Source organism: Streptomyces solicavernae (assembly GCF_029968095.1).
Taxonomy (GTDB): Bacteria; Actinomycetota; Actinomycetes; order Streptomycetales; family Streptomycetaceae; genus Streptomyces; species Streptomyces solicavernae.
Genome location: NZ_JASCIR010000059.1, coordinates 1 through 14,807, shown reverse-complemented (window position 1 = coordinate 14,807; position 14,807 = coordinate 1). Strand labels below are relative to the sequence as shown.

11 protein-coding genes and 1 tRNA gene are annotated in these 14,807 nt (G+C 67.5%); 7 read left to right on the top strand and 5 right to left on the bottom strand.

Going from position 1 to position 14,807, the window contains the following annotated elements; genetic code table 11:
- Nucleotides 1-490: 490 nt before the first annotated feature.
- From QIS99_RS31335 to QIS99_RS31315, 5 genes are all read left to right on the top strand, one after another.
- Nucleotides 491-1,705: a branched-chain amino acid ABC transporter substrate-binding protein gene (locus QIS99_RS31335; protein ID WP_282517141.1), complete on the top strand. Its 1,215-nt coding sequence runs from the start codon at nucleotides 491-493 to the stop codon at nucleotides 1,703-1,705.
- A 104-nt stretch (nucleotides 1,706-1,809) separates the two neighbouring features.
- Nucleotides 1,810-2,739: a branched-chain amino acid ABC transporter permease gene (locus QIS99_RS31330; RefSeq protein ID WP_282517140.1), complete on the top strand. Its 930-nt coding sequence runs from the start codon at nucleotides 1,810-1,812 to the stop codon at nucleotides 2,737-2,739.
- 5 nt (nucleotides 2,740-2,744) lie between these two features.
- Nucleotides 2,745-4,538: a branched-chain amino acid ABC transporter permease gene (locus QIS99_RS31325; protein ID WP_282517139.1), complete on the top strand. Its 1,794-nt coding sequence runs from the start codon at nucleotides 2,745-2,747 to the stop codon at nucleotides 4,536-4,538.
- On the top strand, nucleotides 4,535-5,425 hold the full coding sequence (locus QIS99_RS31320) for an ABC transporter ATP-binding protein (RefSeq protein WP_282517138.1): 891 nt from the start codon (nucleotides 4,535-4,537) through the stop codon (nucleotides 5,423-5,425). Before QIS99_RS31325 ends, QIS99_RS31320 begins: the two co-directional genes overlap by 4 nt.
- Nucleotides 5,422-6,138: an ABC transporter ATP-binding protein gene (locus QIS99_RS31315; RefSeq protein ID WP_282517137.1), complete on the top strand. Its 717-nt coding sequence runs from the start codon at nucleotides 5,422-5,424 to the stop codon at nucleotides 6,136-6,138. Before QIS99_RS31320 ends, QIS99_RS31315 begins: the two co-directional genes overlap by 4 nt.
- Before the next feature lie 106 nt (nucleotides 6,139-6,244).
- Here QIS99_RS31315 and QIS99_RS31310 read toward each other — a convergent pair whose 3' ends face one another.
- Nucleotides 6,245-6,886, bottom strand: coding sequence for an ANTAR domain-containing response regulator (locus QIS99_RS31310; protein ID WP_282517136.1), 642 nt, complete (start codon nucleotides 6,884-6,886; stop codon nucleotides 6,245-6,247).
- Nucleotides 6,887-6,990: 104 nt separating this feature from the next.
- Here QIS99_RS31310 and QIS99_RS31305 point away from each other — a divergent pair.
- Both QIS99_RS31305 and QIS99_RS31300 read left to right on the top strand, forming a co-directional pair.
- A tRNA-Leu gene (locus QIS99_RS31305) sits at nucleotides 6,991-7,065 on the top strand.
- A 111-nt stretch (nucleotides 7,066-7,176) separates the two neighbouring features.
- Entirely contained in the window at nucleotides 7,177-7,959 is a 783-nt protein-coding gene (locus QIS99_RS31300; protein WP_282517135.1) for a helix-turn-helix domain-containing protein, read from the top strand.
- Between the two features lie 10 nt (nucleotides 7,960-7,969).
- On the opposite strand, the gene pyk is transcribed toward QIS99_RS31300, so the two are convergent.
- From pyk to pepN, 4 genes are all read right to left on the bottom strand, one after another.
- Complete coding sequence (pyk, locus tag QIS99_RS31295) at nucleotides 7,970-9,406, bottom strand: pyruvate kinase (RefSeq protein WP_282517134.1); 1,437 nt, start codon at nucleotides 9,404-9,406, stop codon at nucleotides 7,970-7,972.
- A 224-nt stretch (nucleotides 9,407-9,630) separates the two neighbouring features.
- Nucleotides 9,631-10,371 (bottom strand): SIMPL domain-containing protein, encoded by a 741-nt coding sequence (locus QIS99_RS31290; protein WP_282517133.1) that lies wholly within the window; start codon nucleotides 10,369-10,371, stop codon nucleotides 9,631-9,633.
- Nucleotides 10,372-10,435: 64 nt separating this feature from the next.
- Nucleotides 10,436-11,833, bottom strand: a complete 1,398-nt coding sequence (locus QIS99_RS31285) for a pyridoxal phosphate-dependent decarboxylase family protein (protein ID WP_282517132.1) — start codon at nucleotides 11,831-11,833, stop codon at nucleotides 10,436-10,438.
- A 264-nt stretch (nucleotides 11,834-12,097) separates the two neighbouring features.
- Nucleotides 12,098-14,614, bottom strand: coding sequence for an aminopeptidase N (pepN, locus tag QIS99_RS31280; protein WP_282517130.1), 2,517 nt, complete (start codon nucleotides 14,612-14,614; stop codon nucleotides 12,098-12,100).
- Nucleotides 14,615-14,807 lie beyond the last annotated feature (193 nt).

Below are 14,807 nucleotides of genomic sequence, written 5' to 3'. Positions count from 1 at the left end.
GGGGGCGCCGGGGGGGGGGGGCCCCCCCCCCGGGGGCCCCCCCCCGCCCGTCTACTGTTCCAGCCACATCGTAACCGTGAGTAATTGCGATGAGCCCCGGTCGACACAATCCGTTCACGCAAAGCGGCTCGCCGAAATCCCGTATTCACAGCGCAGGATTCACACACCGCCTCAGCATCAAGATCACTTGAAGCCCCTGAGCGGAACTGCAAATTCTCACCATGTGAACGAAGGTGACAGCACCAAAAACACGGTTTGGACCTCACTTCACGGCCGCTGATTCACCCCGCATAACAAGAACGTCACATCCTGCCCCGCACCGCTCCCACACTCGTTCACCTGCGCTTAGAGTCACCGCCAGTCACCGCGCCGCCGGGCGCGAACTGAATTGCACGGCCCTGTACCACACCAGTACGGCCCGGCGATCACACGGCACCTCACCAGGGAGGAAGCCGCGCCAGGGAAAGGACCAAGCGTGCAAAACCGTTCCTTGCTCATACTCACCACCGTGCTGACCACCGGGGCGCTCACCCTCACCGCCTGCGGATCGCGCGACGAAGGAAAGGGCGGCGGTGACGGAGACAAGACCACCGTTGTCATCGGCGTCGACGCACCCCTGACCGGTGACCTTTCCGCACTCGGCCTCGGCATCAAGAACTCCGCCGACCTCGCCGTGAAGACCGCCAACAAGGAAGGCACCGTCGAAGGCGTCGAGTTCAAACTCATAGCCACCGACGACCAGGCCCAGCCTTCCGTCGGCCAGCAGAACGCACAGAAGTTCATCAGCAACGACAAAGTACTCGGCGTCGTCGGACCACTGAACTCCAACGTCTCCCAGTCGATGCAGAAGCCCTTCAACGACGCAGGCCTCGTCCAGGTCTCCCCCGCCAACACGGGCACCGAACTCACCCAGGGCGACGGCTGGAACACCGGCGACCGCAAGCGCCCCTTCAAGACCTACTTCCGCACCGCCACGACCGACCAGGTCCAGGGCGACTTCGCCGCCAAGTACCTCTACAACAAGGCGAAGATCAAAAAGGTCTACCTCATCGACGACCAGAAAACCTACGGCGCCGGCCTCGCCGCATCCTTCAAGGACACCTTCACCCAACTCGGCGGAAAAATCGTCGGATCCGACCACATCAACCCCGAGGACCGCGACTTCCGCGCCGTCGTCACCAAGGTGAAGAACTCCAACGCCGAAGCCGTCTACTACGGCGGCGAATACCCCGCCGCAGCCCCCCTCAGCCAGCAGCTCAAGGGCAGCGGCAACAAGATCCCGCTCATGGGCGGCGACGGCATCTACAGCGCCGACTTCATCAAGCTCAACAAGAAGGCCGAAGGCGACCTCGCCACCTCCGTCGGCAAGCCAGTCGAAATGCTCGACTCCGCCAAGACCTTCATCAAGAACTACAAGGCAGCCGGATACGAGGACCCCTACGAGGCCTACGGCGGCGGCACCTACGACGCCACCTGGTCCATCATCCAAGCCGTCAAGATCGCCGTCGAGGAGAACGACGGAAAGCTCCCCGAGGACGCCCGCGCAAAGGTCCTCGAAGCGATGAGCAAGGTCAAGTTCGACGGCGTCACCGGAACCGTCTCCTTCGACGAGTACGGCGACACCACCAACACCATGATGACCGCCTACCGGGTCGAAGGTAAGGAGTGGAAGCCGGAGTTCAGCGGGGCCTACAAGCCCGAATAGGAACCCGGCCCTCCCGGCCACACGGCATTGACCCAGACCGCGCGGGAGCGCTACGAGCGCTCCCGCGCGGCGCCATATCCGAACCACTCCACGGAGGCCTTGCGGTGAACGAACTGCCGCAGCAGCTGGCCAATGGACTCATCCTCGGCGCGATGTACGGACTCATCGCGATCGGCTACACGATGGTCTACGGCATCGTCCAGCTCATCAACTTCGCCCACGGCGAGATATTCATGATCGGGGGCTTCGGCGCCCTCACCGTCCACCTCATACTCCCCGACGGATTCTCCCTCACCGCCGCCGTACCCCTCATGATCATCGGCGGCATAGTCTGCTCCGTGGCCGTCGGCACCGCAGCCGAACGCTTCGCCTACCGCCCCCTGCGCGGCGCCCCACGACTAGCGCCCCTCATCACCGCCATCGGCCTCTCCATCTTTCTCCAACAGGCCATCTGGAAGTGGTACCCGGACGCCAAGAAGGACATCCCCTTCCCCCAGTTCGACAGCGCCCCGCTGAACGTACTCGGCGCCAACATCCAAGTAGGCAGCCTCTTCGTCCTCATCTCCGCACCCCTCTGCATGCTCGCCCTCGGCCTCTTCGTCAACAAAACCCGATCCGGCCGCGGCATGCAGGCCACCGCCCAAGACCCGGACACCGCAAAACTCATGGGCATCAACACCGACCGCATCATCGTCATGGCCTTCGCCATCGGCGCCGCGTTCGCCGCCGTCGCAGCCGTCGGATACGGACTCCACAACGGCCAGGTCGGCTTCAAAATGGGCTTCATCCTCGGCCTCAAAGCCTTCACCGCAGCCGTACTCGGCGGCATCGGAAACATCTACGGAGCCATGCTCGGCGGCCTCGTACTCGGCGTCGCCGAATCCCTCGCCACCGGCTACATCGGCGAAATCCCCGGAATGGAACTCTTCGGCGGCGGAGCGTGGAAGGACGTCTGGGCCTTCACCCTCCTCATCCTCGTACTGCTCCTGAGGCCACAAGGCCTGCTCGGCGAACGCGTCGCGGATCGGGCGTGATACCCATGACCACCAACACCACCAAAACCCCTGCCCAGCAGCCCACTCCGCTGCTCCCCCTGCCCACCACCGCGGCCCGCATCGGCGTCCTCACCGGATCCGCCCTCGCCCTCGCCGGCACCTTCCTCGCCTGGACCTGGACCGAGGAATTCCCCGGCAACCTCACCGTCACCGGATACCCCGGCGGCCTCCAGGTCATCACCCTCGCCGGCGCCGCACTCACCCTCCTCTTCACCCTCTCCGGAATGGGCGTACGCGGCCTCAACTGGCTCACCCCCGCCGGAAAAACCGGCCCCACCGCCCTCACCGCACTCGGCGTACTCGGCACCACCACCTACGCCCTCGCCGCCATATCCGTACAACTCGGCGGCCTCATCAACCTCGAACCCGGCGCCTGGATATCCGAAATCGGCGCACTCATCGCCGTCATCGCCGCCCTCGGCCTCCCCGGCGACCTACCCCCGGACGACGAGAACACCAACCCCTGGACACGCTTCAAACACCACCTCAAAGCACCCCCCGCACCCCGAGCCAAAGAACTCGCCAACTCGGTCGAAATCCTCATCATCACCGCCGCATTCGGAATCGGCCTCTACGTCTTCGCCTACGGCATCGACACGTACTCCGAACTCTTCGTCGGCTTCCTCATCACCGTCGCACTCGCCGCACCCGCCCTGTTCCGCGCCGGCCTCATCGCCCGCCTCAACCGGCTCACGGCAAAACACCGCACCATCACCCTCACCGCCGCCCTCATCGCCGCGGCCTGCTTCCCCTTCACACAGACCGACGAGTCCTACGCCCTCATCGGCGCCAACATCCTGATCTTCGCCACCGTCGCCCTCGGCCTCAACGTCGTCGTCGGCCTCGCCGGACTCCTCGACCTCGGATACGTCGCATTCCTCGGCGTCGGCGCCTACACCGCCGCCCTGGTCTCCGGCTCACCCCAATCCACCATCGGCATCCAACTCCCCTTCTGGGCCGCCGTACTCGTCGGCGCCGGCGCCTCCCTCATCTTCGGCGTCCTCATCGGCGCCCCCACCCTCCGCCTGCGCGGCGACTACCTCGCCATCGTCACCCTCGGCTTCGGCGAAATCTTCCGCATCACCATGAACAACCTCAACGGAAGCGCAGGCCCCGACGTCACCAACGGCTCCCAGGGCATCCCCAACATCCCCGACCTGGAAATCCTCGGATTCAACTTCGGAGCCCCCCACGACATCCTCGGATTCACCCTCGGCCGATCCGGCAACTACTACCTCCTGATGCTGCTCTTCACCGCAGTCGTCGTCATGGTCTTCCGACGCTCCGGAGAATCCCGCATCGGCCGCGCCTGGGTCGCCGTACGCGAAGACGAAACCGCCGCAACCGCCATGGGAATCAACGGATTCCGCGTCAAACTCATCGCCTTCGCCCTCGGCGCCACCCTCGCCGGATTCGCCGGCACCGTCCAGGCACACGTCTCCTACAGCATCACCCCCGAGCAGTACCTCTTCGCCAACACCGTGCCCCCCAACTCCGCATTCCTCCTCGCCGCCGTCATCCTCGGCGGCATGGGCACCATCAGCGGCCCCCTCGTCGGCGCAGCACTGCTCTACCTCATCCCGGCCAAACTCCAATTCCTCGAAGACTTCCAGCTGATCCTCTTCGGACTCGCCCTCATCCTCCTCATGCGATTCCGGCCCGAAGGACTCGTCGCCAACAAGCGCGCCCAGCTCGAATTCCACGAGACCGGCCAACTCGACGTACCAGAACAACGACTCCCCGACGACAACGTCGGCACCGCCAAGGCGGGGGCATGACCACCATGACCACAACCACCACCGTCCTCGAAGCCAAAGACGTCACCATGCGCTTCGGCGGCCTCACCGCCGTACGCTCCGTCGGCCTCACCGTCAACAGCGGCGAGATCGTCGGCCTCATCGGCCCCAACGGCGCAGGCAAAACCACCTTCTTCAACTGCCTCACCGGCCTGTACGTCCCCACCGAAGGCACCGTCGCCTACAAGGGCACCGTCCTCCCGCCCAAACCCCACCTGGTCACCAGCGCCGGCATCGCCCGCACCTTCCAGAACATCCGGCTCTTCGCCAACATGACCGTCCTGGAAAACGTCCTCGTCGGCCGCCACACCCGCACCAAAGAAGGCCTCTGGTCGGCCCTGCTCCGCGGCCCCGGATTCAAGAAGGCCGAAGCCGCATCCCACGAACGAGCCATGGAACTCCTGGACTTCATCGGCCTCGCCCACAAAGCCGACCACCTCGCCCGCAACCTCCCGTACGGCGAACAACGCAAACTCGAAATCGCCCGCGCCCTCGCCAGCGAACCCGGACTCCTCCTCCTCGACGAACCCACCGCGGGCATGAACCCCCAGGAAACCCGCGTCACCGAAGAGCTGGTCCTCGCCATCCGCGACCAGGGCATCGCCGTCCTCGTCATCGAGCACGACATGCGATTCATCTTCAACCTCTGCGACCGCGTCGCCGTACTCGTCCAGGGCGAAAAACTCGTCGAAGGCACCTCCGAGGTCGTCCAGGCCGACGAACGCGTCATCGCCGCCTACCTCGGCACCCCCTTCGAAGGCGCACCCGGCGACGAGGAAGTAGCCGAAGTCGAAGCAGCGGAAGCCGCCCAGGAAACCTCCGCGAAAACGACACCCGGCACCGACACCCGCACGGAGGACGACCAGTGACCGCACTGCTAGAGGTCGAAGACCTCAGGGTCGCCTACGGCAAAATCGAAGCCGTCAAGGGAATCTCCTTCAGCGTCGAAGCCGGACAGATCGTCACCCTCATCGGCACCAACGGCGCCGGAAAAACCACCACCCTGCGCACCCTGTCCGGCCTCCTGAAGCCGCTCTCCGGGAAAGTCACCTTCGACGGCAGACCCCTGGGCGGCACCCCCGCCCACAAAATCGTCGCCATGGGCCTCGCCCACTCCCCCGAAGGCCGGCACATCTTCCCCCGCCTCACCATCAGCGACAACCTCCGCCTCGGCGCCTACCTCCGCGACGACAAGGACGGCATCGAGAAAGACATCCAACGCGCCTACGACCTCTTCCCCATCCTCGGCGAACGCCGCAAACAAGCCGCAGGCACACTCTCCGGCGGCGAACAGCAAATGCTCGCCATGGGCCGCGCCCTCATGTCCAAGCCGAAACTGCTCATGCTCGACGAACCCTCCATGGGCCTCTCGCCGATCATGATGCAGAAGATCATGGAAACCATCAGCGAACTGAAATCCCAGGGCACCACGATCCTGCTCGTCGAACAGAACGCCCAGGCCGCGCTCTCCCTCGCCGACCACGGCCACGTCATGGAGATCGGCAAGGTCGTCCTCTCCGGCACCGGACAGGACCTCCTCCACGACGAATCCGTACGCAAGGCATATCTCGGCGAGGACTGAATCCGCGCACGCGGACACGTAAGGCGGACACGTAAGCACGACGGAGGCCCGCACCCCCGAAACGGGATGCGGGCCTCCGCGCCGTACAAAAACCTCCGGCGACCTGCTACTTCGCCTTCTTCTTCTCCTCGGAATCCTCGATCACAGCCTCCGCCACCTGCTGCATCGACATCCGACGGTCCATCGACGTCTTCTGAATCCAACGGAACGCCGCCGGCTCCGTCAGGCCGTACTCCGTCTGCAGAATCGACTTCGCACGGTCCACCAGCTTCCGCGTCTCAAGCCGCTGCGAGAGATCCGCGACCTCACGCTCCAGCGTCTTCAACTCCGTGTAGCGGGACACGGCCATCTCGATCGCCGGAACCACATCGCCCTTGCTGAACGGCTTCACGAGATACGCCATCGCACCCGCGTCCCGCGCCCGCTCCACGAGGTCGCGCTGCGAGAACGCCGTCAGCATCAGGACCGGGGCGATCGACTCCTCGGTGATCTTCTCCGCCGCGGAGATGCCGTCGAGCACCGGCATCTTCACGTCCAGGATCACGAGGTCCGGACGGTGCTCTCGGGCCAGATCGATGGCCTTCTCCCCGTCACCCGCCTCACCGACGACGGAGTACCCCTCCTCCTCAAGCATCTCTTTGAGGTCGAGGCGGATCAGCGCCTCGTCCTCGGCGATGACGACGCGGGTCGTCAGCGGAGGCACGTGCGACTGGTCGTCGTCGGGCTGGGGCGACTCGGGGGCGGTCACGTGGGGGCTCCTCGTTCGGGCCGGGCTGGTAGTGCTCCCAAGAGCCTACCTAGCTGCGGTAAGGTGGACGGGCAGCAGATCGAAGCGAACCTTCGATTCATTGGGCCCCGGTAGTCCAATTGGCAGCAGACAAAGGTCTCAAACACCTTACAGTGTGGGTTCGAGTCCCACCCGGGGCACTTTTCCTTAGATTGCAAGGACGCCAGCGATTCCGCTGAAGTTCACCTGACCTCGTGATTCCGGCCGCCAACCTTGGCCTCAGCGGCATGCGGCGCGCAAGACTCGCTCACATGTACGACTTGAGCACTCGCAAGCGCGCCCTCAGCCTCGTCTCCCAGGGCCGAAGCCTCAACTCCGTCAGCAAGGAAACTGGGATCTCCCGTGCGGCGATCCGTGAATGGATGGTGCGGATCGAGCCGCTGCCGCGCATGAGGCCGCAGAGGGAGCCCTGCTGCCGGTGCGGACCGACGCCCGCCTGGCCGGCCGACCCGGCGGCGTACTCCTATCTCCTCGGCCTCTACCTCGGCGACGGCTGCATAAGCCCCGGCGCGCGTACCGGCTACTTCTTACGCATAGCGTGTGCGGACGTGTGGCCAGGACTGATCGACGCGTGCGTAGAAGCCGTCAAAGAGGCGAACCCCAGCGGCAAGGCAGCGAGAGTGCAGGCCACCGGACATGTCTCCGTCGTCGGCTACAGCCAGCACTGGCCCTGCCTCTTCCCTCAGCACGGCCCCGGCAAGAAGCACGATCGGAAGATCGCGCTCGAACTCTGGCAGCAGGAGATCGTCGACGCGCATCCCTGGGAATTCGTCCGTGGGCTCATCCACTCCGACGGATGCCGGATCACCAACTGGACGACGCGGATAGTCGCCGGAGTGAAGAAGCGCTACGAGTACCCGCGCTACTTCTTCACCAACAAGTCCGACGACATCCGGCGGCTCTGCACTGACACTCTCGACCGCTTGGGTGTCCAGTGGGCCAAATGCACGCGCAACGGAATCCCGTTCAACATCTCCATAGCCCGCAAGGACTCAGTCGCCCTCATGGACACCCACATAGGCCCCAAGTACTGACCGGTGACCCTCACTTCGGGCTGTCGTCCTCGCCGATGTGGTGGACGCGGACCAGGTTCGTCGAGCCGGGGACTCCGGGCGGGGAGCCTGCCGTGATGACGACGATGTCGCCCTTCTGGCAGCGGCCGATCTTCAGGAGATGCTCGTCGACCTGGGCGACCATCGCGTCCGTCGAGTCCACGTGCGGGCCGAGGAAGGTCTCCACGCCCCAGGTGAGGTTGAGCTGGGAGCGGGTCGCCGGGTCGGGGGTGAAGGCGAGGAGGGGGATCGGGGAGCGGTAGCGCGACAGGCGCTTGACCGTGTCGCCGGACTGGGTGAAGGCGACCAGGAACTTGGCTCCGAGGAAGTCGCCCATGTCGGCTGCCGCGCGGGCGACCGCGCCGCCCTGAGTGCGGGGTTTGCTGCGTTCCGTCAGGGGCGGAAGGCCCTTGGCGAGGATGTCTTCCTCTGCCGCCGCGACGATGCGGGACATCGTCCTGACCGTTTCGACGGGGTGTTTGCCGACGCTGGTCTCGCCGGAGAGCATCACGGCGTCGGTGCCGTCGATCACCGCGTTCGCCACATCCGAGGCTTCGGCCCTGGTGGGGCGGGAGTTGTCGATCATCGAGTCGAGCATCTGGGTGGCGACGATGACGGGTTTGGCATTGCGCTTGGCGAGTTTGATGGCGCGCTTCTGGACGATCGGGACCTGTTCCAGGGGCATTTCGACGCCGAGGTCGCCGCGGGCGACCATGATGCCGTCGAAGGCGGCGACGATGTCGTCGATGTTGTCGACGGCCTGGGGCTTTTCGACCTTGGCGATGACGGGGAGGCGCCGGCCTTCCTCGTCCATGATGCGGTGGACGTCTTCGATGTCGCGGCCGCTGCGGACGAAGGAGAGGGCGATGATGTCGGCGCCGGTGCTCAGGGCCCAGCGGAGGTCTTCGACGTCCTTCTCGGAGAGTGCGGGGACGGAGACGGCGACGCCGGGGAGGTTGAGGCCCTTGTGGTCGGAGACCATGCCGCCTTCGATGACGGTGGTGTGGACGCGGGGGCCGTCGACGTCGGTGACTTCGAGGGTGACTTTGCCGTCGTCGACGAGGATGCGTTCGCCGGTGGTGACGTCGGCGGCAAGTCCTTCGTAGGTGGTGCCGCAGGTCTGGCGGTCGCCTTGGGTGCCGTCTTCGACGGTGATGGTGAAGTCGTCGCCGCGTTCAAGGAGTACGGGGCCTTCGGTGAAGCGTCCGAGTCGGATCTTCGGGCCTTGAAGGTCGGCGAGGATGCCTACGCTGCGGCCGGCTTCTTCGGCGGCTTCGCGGACTCGTTTGAAGCGTTCCTCGTGTTCGGCGTAGGTGCCGTGGCTGAGGTTGAAGCGGGCTACGTCCATTCCGGCTTCGACCAGTGCCTTGATCCGGTCGTAGGAGTCGGTGGCGGGGCCCAGGGTGCAGACGATTTTTGCTCGGCGCATGGTCTGACCCTAGGGCTTACCGGCGGGTAGAAATTTGGTGTGGTGTGACTGCTCAACAACCTTTGCATGAAGGGCTATTGACAAGTGTTGAATTGTGCGTGGCGGTGCTCTGATGAGCGCTCGGACGGGGGCTCGGGGTGCTCATTCGGGCGGAAGGCCGGGCTGAATGCAGGGCTGAATGCAGGGCTGCATCAGGGCGGAATGCAGGGCGAATGCAGGGCGGTTCAGAGTTGGGGTGGGGCCATGGTGAAGCGGGCGTTGATGTTGGCGTAGACGGTCTGGCGTTGGGGTTCGAGGTCGAGGGGCGGGGCGCCGGCGGCTTCGGGGGCGCCGTAGGCGACGGTGCGGAAGGCGCCGCCGGGTGCGGGTGGGTAGGGCGGGAGGGAGTTGTCGGCGCCGATGTCGGCGATGTCGATGAGTGCGGTGAGGTGGGTGCCGAGGGCGTCGGCGTATTCGCGGGCGCGTTGGACGGCTTCGTGGACGGCTTGGCGGCGGGCCCCGGCGTGGGCGGGTGAGGTGGGGCGCAGGCTCCAGTAGGGGCCGTCGACGTGGGTGAGGTCGAGGTCGGCGAGGCGGGTGGTGAGTTCGCCGAGGGCGGTGAAGTCGCTGAGTTCGGCGGTGAGGTGGACGCGGCCCTGGTAGGCGCGGATGCGTTCGCCGCGGCCTTTGTCGGTGAGTTGGGGGCTGATGGAGAAGGCGCCGGTTTCGAGCTTTTCGATGGCTTCGCCGTAGCTCTTGATGAGCTGGAGTGCGGTGTTGTTGCGGTGGGTGAGGTCGTCGAGTGCGGTGCGGCGGTCGCGGCCGCGTGCGGTGACGGTGACGGTGATACGGGCGATCTCGGGGTCGACTTCGAGGCGGGCTTCGCCGCGTACGGCGACGCGGGGATCTTCCGGCGTGGGGCTGGGGTTGGGGTTGGGGTTGGGGCCGGGCGTGGGGCCAGGGGCGGGGCTGGGGTCGGTGGTCATGGGGTCACCTTCCCATCGGGGTGGGTTGGGGTGACAGAGGTACCGACGGGGTGGGGAGGGGAGCTCATCGGGAGGATCGGGAGGTGTGTCCCTCCACCAGGTTCAGGAGGGCGGTGAGGTCCGAGGGGCGGATGTGGGGGTTGAGGAGGGTGGCCTTGAGCCAGAGGCGGCCGTCGACGTGGGCGCGGCCGAGTACGGCGTGGCCGCCGGTGAGGAGTTCGCGGCGGAGGTGGGCGAGGGCGGGGTCGCTGATGTGCTGGGGGCGGAACAGGACGGTGCTGAGGTGGGGTCGGGCGTACAGCTCGAAGCGGGGGTGGCTGTCGATGGTGCGGGCGAAGGCGGCGGCGAGGTCGCAGACCTGGTCGACCAGGGCGCCGATGCCGGTGCGGCCGAGGGCGCGCAAGGTGGTGGCGATCTTGAAGATGTCGGGTCGTCGGGTGGTGCGCAGGGAGCGGTCGAGGAGGTCGGGGAATCCGGCGTGGGTGTCGTCGTCGGCGTTGAGGTAGTCGGCGTGGTGGGCGAGGGTGGCGCGGGCCTCGGCGGGGTCGCGGACGCTGAGGAGTCCGGCGGCGACGGGTTGCCAGCCGAGTTTGTGCAGGTCGAGGGCGACGGTGTGGGCGCGGTCGAGGCCGCCCAGGAGGTGTCGGCGGCGGTCGCTGAAGAGCAGGGTGCCGCCGTATGCGGCGTCGATGTGGAGGCGGGCGCCGTGGTGGGCGCAGACGTCGGCGAGGTCGGGCAGCGGGTCGATGTGCCCGGCGTCGGTGGTGCCGGCGGTGGCGGCCACGAGGACCGTGGCGGTGGGGAGTTGGGCGAGGCTGGTGTGCAGGGTGTCGGGGTCGAGTGTGCCGGTGGGGGTGGGCACGGTGACGGGTTCGGGCAGGCCGAGGAGCCAGGCGGCGCGGTGCAGGGAGTGGTGGGCGTTGGCTCCGGTGACGAGGTGTACGGGGGCGGGGGCGTGGGTCTCGCGGGCGAGGAGGAGGGCGAGTTGGTTGGCTTCGGTGGCGCCGGTGGTGACGAGTGCGGTGGCGGCGGGGCGGAGGCCGGGGTGGACGAGGCCGGCGAGGGCGTCGGTGACGAGGGTTTCGAGGGCGGAGGCGGCGGGCGCCTGGTCCCAGGAGTCCATGGACGGGTTGAGTGCGGAGGCGGCGAGGTCGGCGGCGGTGGCGACGGCGAGGGGTGGGCAGTGCAGGTGGGCGGCGCAGAGCGGGTCGGCGGGGTCGGCGGCGCCCTGGGCGAGGAGGTGGACGAGGGTGGCGAGGGCTTCCTCGTCGTCGGTGCCGTGTTCGGGCAGGGGGTCGCCGAGGGTGCGTCGTACGTGCTCGGTGACGGTGGTGGGGCCGCCGGCGGGGAGGGGGCCGGGGCGGGCGGCGGTGCCGTTGTGGAGTGCGGTGAGGACGGTGTCGAGGAGGGGGCGGAGGTGGGTGGGGCCCGCGGGGCCGGAGGCGAGGGGGGAGTCGGGCATGGGGGCTTCCTTCGGGTACGCGGGGTGGGCTCCAGCCTGTACGGGGGCTGGGGCCGTTGTCCGTCAGCTCAACGAGCTGGACCCGAAAGGGGTGTCTGTGCGTGGGCGGGCGGGGGTGTTCGTCCCCTGCCCGCCCTTTCCCGAAATCCTGCGGCGCTTCGGGGCTCCGTCGCGGCCCCGGCTCCTCAAACTCCCCCGGCTACCGCTGGGAGGTGCCGTCAGAGGGGCTGGGTTCTGCGGGCGAGGCCGGATGTGCGAGTGCGGCTACGAACGGTCGCGTACCCGCAACGCCCGTTCCAGGTCGTCGAGTTGGTCGACGAGCTTGCGGCGCAGGGACGGGGACGGGTTGTCGCGTTCCAGGCAGGTGCGGCCGCGGCGGAGGGTGTCTTCGCTGACGGCGATGGCGGGGAATCCCCAGCGGCCTGCGGCGTCGCCGATGGCGGGGCCGCGGCGGGTGGCGACGGCGAGGGCGGCGTCGTAGTAGCGGGGGATGTAGTCGCGTACGAGGTCGAGTTGTTCGGGTTGCCAGAAGCCTTGGGCGGTGGCTGTGAAGAGGTAGTTGGAGAGGGTGTCGTCCTCGAACATGGCGCGCCAGGCGGCGGCCTTGGCGACGGGGTCGGGCAGGGCGGCGCGGCAGCGGGCGGCGCCTTCCTGGCCGGTGGCGCTGGGGTCCTGGGCGAGTTCGGCCTCGATGACGGCGTCGTCGACGGCGCCGAGTACGGAGAGCCGGCCGAGGATGCGCCAGCGGAGTTCGGGGTCGAGTTCGGGGCCGCCGGGGACGCTGCCGGAGTCGAACCAGTCGCGGATGGTGTCGGGTTGGGCGGCAGCGGAGATGAGGTGGCGTACGGCGGTGAGGCGCAGGCCGGGGTGGGAGCCGTCCTCGGTGCGGCGGATGAGGTCGCGGCACAGGTCGGTGAGGGTGGCCTGGGCTGCGGGGCGTTCGGTCGCCGGGAGGAAGCGGTCGACGACGTGGGTTGCGGCGAAGGTGAGGACGCCCTGGACGAGGGCGAGGTCGGGTTCGGCGGGCAGGTGGGCGCGGGCGGCCTCCAGGTAGGCGGCGGGCGGGAGTTCACCGTCGCGTACGGCGTCGCGCAGCGCGTTCCAGACGACGGCGGAGGTGAGGGGTTCGGGGAGGTGCGAGAGGCCGGTCTTCAGGGTGGTGAAGGAGTGCTCGTCGAAGCGGATCTTGGCGTAGGTGAGGTCGCCGTCGTTGAGGACGATCAGGTCGGGGCGGCGGCCGGTGAGGGTCTTGGCGTGGACCTGCGGGGTGTCGGCGGGGATGTCGACGTCGAAGCGTTCGCGCAGGTGGAGGGTGGCGGCCGCGGTGGCGGTGGAGAGGGAGACGGTGTCGTAGAGGCCGATGGTGACGTGGTGGGGGCGGCTGCCGTCGTGCTGGACGGTGAGCTGGAAGCCGTCGTCGGTCTCGGTCAGGGACGGGGTGAGGGTGTCGATGCCGGTGGTGCCGAGCCAGGCGGCGGCCCAGGCGTGGACGTCGCGGTCGGTGTGGGCGGCGAGGTTGTCGAGGAAGTCGGCGAGTGTGGCGTTGGCGAACTTGTGTCGTTTGAAGTGGGTGTTGATGCCGGCGAGGAAGTCGGTTTCGCCGAGCCAGGCGACGAGTTGGCGGAGCGCGGAGGCGCCCTTGGCGTAGGAGATCCCGTCGAAGTTGAGGTCGGCGGTCGCGGTGTCGGGGACGAGTTCCGGGTCGGGGGCGACGGGGTGGGTGGAGGGGCGCTGGTCGGCGTCGTAGCCCCAGGGTTTGCGGGTAATGCCGAAGTCGGTCCAGGTGTCGTTGAAGCGGGTGGCTTCGGCGGTGGTCTGGTAGCCCATGTACTCGGCGAAGGACTCGTTCAGCCAGATGTCGTCCCACCAGCGCAGGGTGACGAGGTCGCCGAACCACATGTGGGCCATCTCGTGGGCGATGACCATGGCGCGGGTCTGGCGTTCGGTCTCGGTGACGGCGGAGCGGTAGACGAACTCGTCGCGGAAGGTGACGAGGCCGGGGTTCTCCATGGCGCCGGCGTTGAACTCGGGCACGAAGGCCTGGTCGTACGAGTCGAAGGGGTAGGGCTCGTCGAACTTCTCGTGGAAGCGGTCGAAGCAGGCGCGGGTGATGTCGAGGAGTTCGTCGGCGTCGGCTTCGAGGTGCGGGGCGAGGGAGCGGCGGCAGTGCAGGCCGAAGGGGAGTCCGCGGTGTTCGGTGCGGATGGAGTGGTACGGGCCTGCGGCGATCGCGACGAGGTAGGTGGAGATCGTCGGGGTCTCGGCGAACTGCCAGTGGCCGGGGGTGTGCTCGGTGGCGATGCCGTTGCCGAGGACGGTCCAGCCGGTGGGGGCGGTGACGGTGAGCGCGAAGCGGGCCTTGAGGTCGGGCTGGTCGAAGCAGGGGAAGATCCGCTGGGCGTCGTCCATGCAGGCCTGGGTGTAGAGGTACGTCTCGCCGTCGGTGGGGTCGGTGAAGCGGTGCATGCCTTCGCCGGTGCGGGAGTAGCGCATGACGGCGTCGATGTGCAGTTCGTGCGGGCCTGCGGTGAGGGCGGGCAGGGGGAGGCGGCCGGCGGTGCAGGTGGTGGGGTCGAGGGGGTGTCCGTCGAGGGTCGCGGAGCGCAGCGTTTCGGGCTTGAGCTCGATGAAAGTGTCGCCGTTCGTGCGGGTCGTGAAGTGGATCACGGTGCGGGTGTCGAACGTGGCGTCGCCCTTGGTCAGGTCGAGGTGGACCTCGTACCGGTGGGCTTCGATGAGCTCGGCTCGGGTTTGCGCTTCGTTGCGCGTGAGTACGGACATGTCTTTATGCTGCACGATCAGGTGCGCCCGGCACAGGGGCCCCAGAGCGGCTCTCCTGGGCCCCCGATTTCAGCGCACCCGGCACCGGGGTGCTGTGCCCACCCTCCCCCAAGCTCTCGGCTCCGCTCGATCAGGGGGAACCCCCATCGCCCCAGCGGAATGCCTGCCCACAGCGGTGCGGAGCCGGCGAGGG